General features: G+C 59.9%; 7 protein-coding genes. 6 read left to right on the top strand and 1 reads right to left on the bottom strand.

Annotated features, from left to right (window positions below):
- Positions 1–560: 560 nt before the first annotated feature.
- The 3 genes from BN3659_RS10435 to BN3659_RS10425 are packed head-to-tail and all read left to right on the top strand — an operon-like array spanning position 561 to position 2,816.
- Positions 561–971 carry a hypothetical protein gene (locus BN3659_RS10435; protein WP_091536797.1) on the top strand — a complete coding sequence of 137 codons (411 nt, stop codon included), beginning with the start codon at positions 561–563 and terminating at the stop codon, positions 969–971.
- On the top strand, positions 968–2,284 hold the full coding sequence (locus BN3659_RS10430) for a DUF3440 domain-containing protein (protein WP_091536795.1): 1,317 nt from the start codon (positions 968–970) through the stop codon (positions 2,282–2,284). Before BN3659_RS10435 ends, BN3659_RS10430 begins: the two co-directional genes overlap by 4 nt.
- Positions 2,229–2,816, top strand: a complete 588-nt coding sequence (locus tag BN3659_RS10425; protein ID WP_091536793.1) for an IbrB-like domain-containing protein — start codon at positions 2,229–2,231, stop codon at positions 2,814–2,816. Before BN3659_RS10430 ends, BN3659_RS10425 begins: the two co-directional genes overlap by 56 nt.
- Before the next feature lie 509 nt (positions 2,817–3,325).
- Here BN3659_RS10425 and BN3659_RS10420 read toward each other — a convergent pair.
- Entirely contained in the window at positions 3,326–4,684 is a 1,359-nt protein-coding gene (locus BN3659_RS10420) for a mechanosensitive ion channel family protein (RefSeq protein ID WP_091536791.1), read from the bottom strand.
- 297 nt (positions 4,685–4,981) lie between these two features.
- Between BN3659_RS10420 and BN3659_RS10415 the strand changes: the two genes are divergently transcribed.
- The 3 genes from BN3659_RS10415 to BN3659_RS10405 all read left to right on the top strand — a co-directional run bounded on the left by BN3659_RS10415 (position 4,982) and on the right by BN3659_RS10405 (position 7,219).
- On the top strand, positions 4,982–5,665 hold the full coding sequence (locus BN3659_RS10415) for a nitroreductase family protein (protein ID WP_091536790.1): 684 nt from the start codon (positions 4,982–4,984) through the stop codon (positions 5,663–5,665).
- 962 nt (positions 5,666–6,627) lie between these two features.
- The gene (locus tag BN3659_RS10410; protein WP_091536788.1) at positions 6,628–6,825 is read left to right on the top strand and encodes a hypothetical protein; all 198 of its coding nucleotides are present in this window, start codon (positions 6,628–6,630) and stop codon (positions 6,823–6,825) included.
- Positions 6,826–6,862: 37 nt separating this feature from the next.
- Positions 6,863–7,219 carry a hypothetical protein gene (locus BN3659_RS10405; RefSeq protein ID WP_141682561.1) on the top strand — a complete coding sequence of 119 codons (357 nt, stop codon included), beginning with the start codon at positions 6,863–6,865 and terminating at the stop codon, positions 7,217–7,219.
- Positions 7,220–7,414: the final 195 nt, after the last annotated feature.

Raw genomic sequence — 7,414 nt, 5'->3', positions numbered from 1 at the left:
CCCTTCTACCCTGCTTCATTCGGACCTGCCCCGCCCCTATCCCATCCGGTCTGCACGATTCCGATTGGTCTTCACCCAACCCTCCTACCCCGACCTTATTCCAATCCGACCGAACCTGTCGGGTCCGGCTCTTCCGAACCGTTCGTATCCTATCGGTCCTGCCCTATCCTATCCTATCCTGTCCCGGGCTGTTTACACGCGGTTTCTTCCCGTGCGCCGCCCCCGGAGCCGTGTGGTGCGGGCGGACGCCGGCCGGCAAAGCCTCCGGGCCGGGCGACACGCGGCGATTCCGGCTTAATGCCCGAAACGACGGATACGCAGGCAGGAGGACGGCAGCGGACCCTCCATTTTCCGCACGGACGACGACCGTCGTCCCGCGATCCGCCCGCTGTGCCGGCGGGCGTCCGCACACCGTATGATTTTCCGCAAAACGGACATCCGCAAAACCGTATATTTTGAAAAAACGGACTATATTTCGTATATTTGTAGCAGATGTTCAAGCATATAGCACATTCGGACACCTTCATGTAATTTATGGTCCAAACGACTGAGGTTTTGTTATGACAATCGAGAAGCTGGAGGGGACTTCGCCCCGACTTTATGCGCTCGTCGCACCGTTGGTCATGCGGCGCAGTGTCCTGCGCCAGAACAACGACTACCCGTTCTGGACTTCGCGCTCGCATACGTGGTTCGTCGCGTGGGAGGGCGAGACGGTCTACGGATTCGTACCGGTGGAGTTCGCCGACAACGGGATCGCCAGAATCAACAACTACTACGTCTCGGGCGACGATCCGAAGCTGCTCGCACGGTTTCTGCGCGAAGTAGTCCAGTATTACGGACGGGACTATACGATCCGATCCGTTACGCTGATCCGCCACAAGGAGGTGTTCCGTGCCGAAGGATTCACCGCCATACGCGAGTGGAAGCAGTATGTCGCCATGCAGTACGGCAAAAACCGGCAACAACCATGAATGTCTACGAGCGGACGCAACAGCGGCTAAAAACGATCTTCGATCACTTCGACAACATCAGCATCTCCTTCTCGGGAGGCAAGGACAGCGGCGTGCTGCTCAACCTCTGCATGGACTATATCCGGCGGCACGGTCTGAAACGCCGCCTCGCGGTATTCCACATGGACTACGAAATCCAGTACCGCGACACGATCGAATACGTCGACCGGACGCTGGCCGCGAATGCCGATATTCTCGACGTCTACCGCGTCTGCGTGCCCTTCAAGGTGCGGACCTGCACCTCGATGTTCCAGCAATACTGGCGGCCGTGGGAGGAGGCCAAGCGGGAGCTGTGGGTGCGGAAGATGCCCGCGGGATGCTTCACGCGCCGCGACTTCCCGTTTTTCAAGGACGACATGTGGGACTACGAATTCCAGAACTGCTTCGCCGAGTGGCTCCATGCCCGCAGCGGTGCGGCGCGCACCTGCTGTCTGATCGGCATCCGCACGCAGGAAAGCGTCAATCGCTGGCGCACGATTTACAGCGATCGCAACTACCACCGCTTCGCGGGCAAACGATGGATACGCCAATGGGCCAGCGGCGACATCTGCAACGCCTATCCCCTATACGACTGGCTGACGACCGACATCTGGACGGCCAACGGACGGTTCGGCTGGCCCTACAACCGTCTGTACGACCTTTTCTACATGTCCGGCGTGCCGCTGGACAGCCAGCGCGTCGCCAGTCCGTTCATCTCGCAGGCCATCGCCAGCCTGCACCTCTACAAAGCCATCGACCCCGACACGTGGGGCCGCATGATCGGACGGGTCAACGGCGCGAACTTCGCCGCCCTGTACGGCCGGACGGCGGCTACGGGCTGGCAGTCGGTCAGACTGCCCGAAGGGATGACGTGGGAGCGCTACATGCGGTTCCTGCTCTCGACGCTTCCGGAGCGGACACGGCGCAACTACCTCGAAAAACTCTCGGTCAGCATCCGTTTCTGGCGCGAGAAGGGCGGGTGTCTGCCCGACGAGACCATCGCCAAACTGCAAAAGGCGGGCATCCGCATCGAGGTGGGCGACAAAAGCGCTTATCGGACGGACAAGCGCCCCGTGCGCATGGAGTATCTCGACGACATAGATCTGCCCGAGTTCAGCAGGCTGCCGACGTTCAAGCGGATCTGCATCTGCATTCTGAAAAACGACCACGCCTGCAAGTACATGGGATTCTCGCCGAACAAGAGCGAGACGCTGCGCCGGAAAAAAATCATGGAAAAATATGAGTCGTTACTGCAACCCTCCGAAAAAAGGAGCCTACCGGAGCCCTGTCTATAACGTACGGGCCGTGCCGGTGGAGAAGGTCGTGGCGAACAGCTACAATCCCAACGTGGTCGCGCCGCCCGAAATGAAACTGCTGGAGCTGTCGATCTGGGAGGACGGCTACACGATGCCCTGCGTCTGCTATTACGACGCCGAAAAGGATCTCTACGAACTCGTGGACGGCTATCACCGGTACATGGTACTCAAGACCTCGAAACGCATCTACGAACGGGAGCGGGGGCTGCTGCCCGTGGCCGTGATCGAGAAGGACCTCTCGAACCGCATGGCCTCGACCATCCGCCACAACCGGGCGCGCGGCACGCACAACGTCGAACTGATGAGCGAGATCGTCGCCGAACTGACACGGGCCCATATGTCCGACCAATGGATCATGCGGCACATCGGCATGGACCGCGACGAACTGCTGCGGCTCAAGCAGATCACGGGTCTCGCGGAACTCTTCGCCGACAAGGAGTTCAGCCTCGGCGACACCGAAGAGGATGCACAGCCGGAGGGCGCAGCGGCGCAGGCCGGCGAAATGCCGTAGCGTGCGGTTCCCTCAGGGGGGGGGCAGCGCCGCACAATCCGGACAGGTGCCGGCCGGCGGCAGACGGCGTCCGCCCGGAAAGGCATCATCCCGAAACGGACGGCCGGACCGCAGCCCCGGCAGAACGCCCCGCCGCATGCGGCTTTCCGCACCGAGGCGGCACGTGCAGGGAGTTTTTGCTTCGGGCGCCTTTCACACGAGCTCCGCACGGAAATATACGAACGTCCCGCGTCCGGAATCTACCGGAAAGGGGCTCACCCGTTCCGAACCGCATTTTCACAGGGATTGCGGAGGCCGCAACGATCTCGTCGTCTTCCCCCCCCCTTCGGCGACGGATGCCGATCGGGAGCGATCCCGGCAGAAAGCACGGCAGAACGCTGTCGCAACGGATCGCAGAGGGCCGCGACAAGTTATCGGAGCTCCGGCACGATCCGCAGGCAGGCGAACGCTGCGGAGCCCCCCCCCTCGGAACCGAGGCGCCCCGCGGGGGGGGGGCGCCGGACCGCCGTCTAAGCCTTACCGTCTTTTTCGGACGGCTGCACGAAGTGCCACGGAAGGCCCTCGACCGCCGTCCAGTCGATTTTCCCGGATTCGAGCAATCCGCTGACGACGACGTCGCGTGCATCGGGCCGCTGGTAGGGGTAGAGCCCGAACACCGGCAAGACGGACGCGAAATGCTCCATGATCTCGGATTGGATCGACTCGTAACGCGGCCAGTCCTTGTTGGACGAGAAACAGTAGACCTGCATCGGCAGACCGTTCTCCGTCGGCGCCAGCGTGCGCACCATCGACAGCAGGTCGGTGTTGACGAAAGGGTGCCGGTTCAGATACATCGCCATGTAGGCTCTGAAAAGGCCGGCGTTCGTGTCGATCGTTCCGTCCACGAGACCGGCGGGATTTTCCGTGTTGGCGACATGCCCTTCGGCCGCCTGCTTCTGTTTCTCGGTGATGAACTTCGACAGATCGGGATCGAAAGTCTTCATCTTCTCCAGAAATTCGGGCGTGCAGGGTTCGATGCAGTCGAGCTTCAGCGCGAACTCCCGCATGATGCGGCGACCGCCCGAATCGCTCATCCCGCGCCAGTTGATAACCGATCCGGAGACCAGCGCGTAGGAGGGTACGGAGACGATCGTGTTGTCGAAATTCTGGACTTTGACGATCGTCAGCGTAATGTCCGTTACGATGCCGTTCACATTGTTGTCCGTCATCTCTATCCAGTCGCCGAGCCGCACCAGATCGTTCTGCGAGATCAGCACGCCGGCGACGAGTCCGAGGATGGCATCCCGGAACACGAGCAGCAGGATGGCCGCGAACGCACCCAGCCCCGTAATCAGGTTGAACGGAGATTTCCCGACCAGAATCGAAACGATGACCACGATGATGACGAAGGTGAAAATCACCTGAAAAATCTGGATAAACCCCTTCATCGGGCGGTTTTGCAGCTCCTCTTTGCTGCGGAGCGCGTCGCCGACCGTATTCAGAATGGCATTGAGCGAGAAGATCAGCACAACGAAAAAATAGATCCATGTCGATTTTTCACCGATGACATACCATCCGGACTTATGATCGAAGGCGAACGGCAGAAGCGCCGAGATGATAAGCGGCGGTATCAGAGCCGTCAGATTGCGGACGACGCGGTATTGCACGAGCGAACGGAGCACCGGGACCTCCTTGTGCTTCAGGATCCGTCTAATCACGTGCACCGTGATGGAATGGACGATCGCGGCGAGGATGAAAGCGATGGCGACGATAAGGATCAGAAACAGGATTTCATCCAGCTCGTCGAGCATGTCGCGGGGTATGCCGATCCACGAAAGGAATCTTTTTATCCACTCCAACAGAGTGAGGGCTATTACGTTTTTATCCATATGACCGGTCGTGTTGACGATAGACGGCGACTGAAAAAAGCCGTCGTCTCCACCGGACAAAAACCGTTCCCGCAGGCTGCGGTACTCCACCCTGCGTCGGTTCGGCACACGAAAAGAGCAGAAATAGCGCATGGCGCATTTGATTTCCCGATTCTTTCGTCTAACTTTGTAAGCGGACGCGCAGCGCCGCAAGAAGCGGCGGGAGCCGCAACGGATCCCTTCCGGCGCGGCATATCGGCCCGCCGGATACGGACGCGGAATCCAGCGCTCACGGATTGTCGACAACACGAAAAACAGATGGCAGACGACTATTTGGGACGAAAGATGGAAGAGTACAGGGCCCGTTCGGCCGCGGCCCCGCCGCACCGCCGCAAACCTTCGGCGGCACTGGACAGCCTGTTGCAGAAAAATCGCAGCCACAGGGGCTACGACACGGGCTTCGCCGTGCGCGAAGACCAGTTGCGCACGATCATCAGCGTGAATGCGAAGATCCCGTCGGCCCGCAACCAACAGGTCTTGCGTTTCCGGCCGGTACTGGCGGACGAAGCGCACAAGGTGCTGCCCCACATCCGTCTCGGTGCGGCTCTGCCGCAGCTGCACCTGCCTGCGCCGGACAGCGCGCCGAATGCCTTTATCGTCGTCTGCTCGACGATCGGCGAAAACCGCTATGTGGATATGGATACGGGCATCTCGGCGCAAAGCATGCTGCTCAAGGCCGCCGAAATCGGCCTGAACGGCATCTGCATCGGTGCGTTCGACAAAAAACGCATCGCCGAAGCGCTCGGTCTGGAGCTCGAACCGATCTTGGTGCTGGCGATCGGCAAAGGGATCGAAAAGATCGAAACGGTGCCGATCGAAGCGGGCGAAAGCACCGTTTATTACCGTCGGGACGGAGTGCATTACGTCCCCAAGATCCGACCGGAAGATTTGACGATCCCGAAGAGCAGGACGGCGGATTCCCGTCCCGAACCCCTGGAATAGCTGCGCAAGGGGGACGGCGGCCATCCCGTCCGCACGAATCCTGCGGAGCAGGCGGTCGGCCGCTTCTTCGTCCGTGCAGAGCCGCTGCCGTCCGCCGGGACCGCGGGTGTCCGGTACGGCGGCAAGAGGGAGGGGGCAGATGCCTCCGAACGCAGCCTATGATAAACGTCCGTTCGACTTCGGAACCCGGAATCCGGCGGCCGATACGGCATTGGAAAGGGCTGCGGAGCCGTTCGCGGCCAAGTTTCGGGGAGCGTTCCGCACACGAGCCGCACGGTCATATCATACCCTTCCTTTCCGAGCCGTCCGGCCGTCATTCGGCGCCGCATACGGGATGCGATTCGGGCGGCAGGAACACGGATCCGCCGCCGGGAGGCATCGCCCGGATTCGGCACGGGGGCTCCGACCGCAGCGGCTCGCCGACCGGATGCCATGCGCCGCAATGCTTCATTCCGTGTCCGTTCACGCGATCCGTGCGCCCCGTCTCCTCGCATCTTGCTGATTTGTACGCTTTAGCGCATGCGCCTCCCGCCACGGTCCGAAAAAGCGATGCAACATACGGACGGATAAATGACGTTTCACTGAAACGCAACGTGTCTTTAGGGCGGCTTTCGATGCAATCTGCGGTTGGGCATCGTATCATATTGCATTCGGACCGCATCATATCTATCTCATACACAATATACTTTACCACACACCCGGCCGTTTCCCGCCACAGAACGGACGCTATGAGCCATCGTTGCATCCTCCGTTTTATTTTATACATTTGCATATCGGTACCAACCGGTACGTACTGCCTGAGGTTCTTTCTAATCGTTGGATTCGATGATACGGAAAAACCCTCGCAATTCCCGACGGTTCTTTTCCGTCCGGGAATTTTTTTGATGCGCACACACCGAATCCGCCGGTCCCGAAGCCCTTCGCTGCGGCGGGAACAACGGCCGAACTAAAAAAGCAGTGGTATGGAACAGAATTTCGATTTTTACCGCAACTATTTCGTCGGCAAGTTCTACGAACTGACGACAGACATAGCCGTCTCGCACGAAAAAGCCGACGAGAGAGCCTCGCAGGCCGCTGCGATTTATCTGGCTCTGCTCAAAGCCGGGCACCTCCCGGCCTACTCTCTGGAACGCACCTTGTGCGTACTGCAAAACGTTTGAACACTGAACACATCAACACACAACCCAAAGGAATAATATGGACGCAACTAAAATCGCCTGTCGTACGGAAACCGTCAATTTGCTCAATGCCGAACTGGTCGAGTTGTTCAGAGCCCGCGAAAGAGCGGAATGCGAACCCGCACTCCTGAAGGGAATCGTCAACATATCCGCCGACGCCGACCGACTGTCGGATTTGATCGAAGTTACCGAGCTGCTCCACGACTATTGCGAAGAGAGCGGCACAGAACTCTCCGTGCAGGACATCCAATACCGCCTGATTCAGGCGATGCACGAGCTGGAGAACGACTCCGTGCCTCCGACAACGGCCTACGAGAGGGCCATGGAGGTACTATTTCACGGCATCGAAGAACGTCTGCTCTGCAAAATCTCCTGATTCGGGCAGAAGCCCCGCGCAAGCGGCCCCCCGGTACGCCACCCCTGCCGCCGGCATTCCGCCTCTGCGGGGAGGGTTTCGGAAGGGGCGGGATTCGTTTCGGGAAGAGGTGTTGTCCGCCCTCGCCGTGGATAGCGTATTCTGGTCTCTGCGAACAAACGGCGGCACTGTCCCGGCCGTTGCACCTTCCGCGGG

Origin of the sequence: Alistipes sp. CHKCI003 (genome assembly GCF_900021155.1) — a bacterium.
Lineage (GTDB): Bacteria > Bacteroidota > Bacteroidia > Bacteroidales > Rikenellaceae > Alistipes > Alistipes excrementavium.
Note: the sequence above shows the minus strand (reverse complement) of the source record. Positions and strands in the feature narration are given on the sequence as shown.

Bases quoted from the DNA above. Each gene is read 5' to 3' on its own strand.
- BN3659_RS10435 (WP_091536797.1), top strand. From the start codon at position 561: ATGACAATCGAGAAGCTGGAGGGGACTTCGCCCCGACTTTATGCGCTC.
- BN3659_RS10430 (WP_091536795.1), top strand. From the start codon at position 968: ATGAATGTCTACGAGCGGACGCAACAGCGGCTAAAAACGATCTTCGAT.
- BN3659_RS10425 (WP_091536793.1), top strand. From the start codon at position 2,229: ATGAGTCGTTACTGCAACCCTCCGAAAAAAGGAGCCTACCGGAGCCCT.
- BN3659_RS10420 (WP_091536791.1), bottom strand. From the start codon at position 4,684: ATGGATAAAAACGTAATAGCCCTCACTCTGTTGGAGTGGATAAAAAGA.
- BN3659_RS10415 (WP_091536790.1), top strand. From the start codon at position 4,982: ATGGCAGACGACTATTTGGGACGAAAGATGGAAGAGTACAGGGCCCGT.
- BN3659_RS10410 (WP_091536788.1), top strand. From the start codon at position 6,628: ATGGAACAGAATTTCGATTTTTACCGCAACTATTTCGTCGGCAAGTTC.
- BN3659_RS10405 (WP_141682561.1), top strand. From the start codon at position 6,863: ATGGACGCAACTAAAATCGCCTGTCGTACGGAAACCGTCAATTTGCTC.